The sequence below is a fragment of the Parvibaculum sp. genome (assembly GCF_040882025.1).
Lineage (GTDB): Bacteria > Pseudomonadota > Alphaproteobacteria > Parvibaculales > Parvibaculaceae > Parvibaculum.
The window spans coordinates 1-1,165 of the sequence record NZ_JBBECC010000041.1 but is presented as its reverse complement, the minus strand read 5'-3'; the positions used below and the strand labels follow the sequence as shown (position 1 = coordinate 1,165).

Sequence of the window (1,165 nt, the reverse complement as noted above, 5' to 3'; positions counted from 1 at the left end):
GCAGCGCCTGCGCGATGGCGCTGACTTTCCTGTCGGCCTCCGCATAGGTCAGCAATTCCCAATCGCCGAGACCGTCCTTCGCGGGACGGCGCTTGCCCAGCCATGCCCGGTCCGGCGCTTCCGCCGCCCATTTCCGGATCGGCTCGATCAGATTGGCGGGCGCCGGGCGCAGGGGATGCGGATTGCGCAGCACGATCGAGCCGTCGGCGCGGTGCTCGACCTCGATTTTCGGTTCGACATAGTGGGCGTCGCGGAAGGGCGGCAGGTTCATGTCCAAGTTTCGCGCTCCCGCTCAGGCGTTGACGTCGATGATGGCGCGACCGCGCACCTTGCCCGCGATGATGTCATTTGCAAGCTGCGGCACGTCGTCGAGCTTCGCGCGGAAACTCATTGCCTCGAGTTTTTTCATGTCGAGATCGGTGGCAAGACGTCTCCATGCTTCGACGCGAATGTCTTTCGGCGCCATGACGCTGTCGATGCCGGCAAGCGTGACGCCGCGCAGGATGAAGGGTGCGACGGAGGCCGGCAGGTCCATGCCCTGCGCCAGACCGCAGGCGGCGACCGTGCCGCCATATTTCGTCATCGACAGGGCGTTCGCCAGCGTGTGGCTGCCGACCGCATCGACAACGCCCGCCCAGCGCTCCTTGCCGAGCGGCTTGCCGGGCGCGGAAAGTTCATTGCGGTCGATGATTTCCGCCGCACCGAGGCTCTTCAGATAATCCGCTTCCGAAGGGCGGCCCGTCGAGGCGATGACGCGGTAGCCGAGTTTCGAGAGCAGTGCGACGGCGACCGAGCCGACACCGCCTGCTGCACCCGTCACCAGCACGTCGCCCTTCGCCGGCGTCACGCCGTTTTTTTCGAGCGCGAGCACGCAGAGCATCGCGGTGTAGCCGGCCGTGCCGATCGCCATGGCCTGTTCGTTCGAGATCGCATCGGGAAGCGTCACCAGCCAATCGCCCTTGACGCGCGCCTTCTGCGCATAGCCGCCATTGTGGCCTTCACCGACGCCAAAACCGTTGAGCACGACGCGGTCGCCGGGCTTGAAATCACCATGGGAGGATTTTTCGACCTTGCCCGAAAAATCGATGCCGGGAATGAGCGGCCAGTTGCGCACGATCGGCACCTTGCCGGTCAACGCCAGGCCGTCCTTGTAGTTGACCGTCGA

1 protein-coding gene and 1 pseudogene are annotated in these 1,165 nt (G+C 65.1%); both read right to left on the bottom strand.

Translation table 11 applies throughout. The features are described from left to right. Window positions 1-271, bottom strand: a pseudogene (locus WEB61_RS02670) (acyl-CoA synthetase); the annotation flags it as partial. Between the two features lie 21 nt (window positions 272-292). Next, a partial coding sequence (locus WEB61_RS02665; RefSeq protein WP_368062784.1) for an MDR family oxidoreductase occupies window positions 293-1,165 on the bottom strand: 873 nt, incomplete at its 5' end.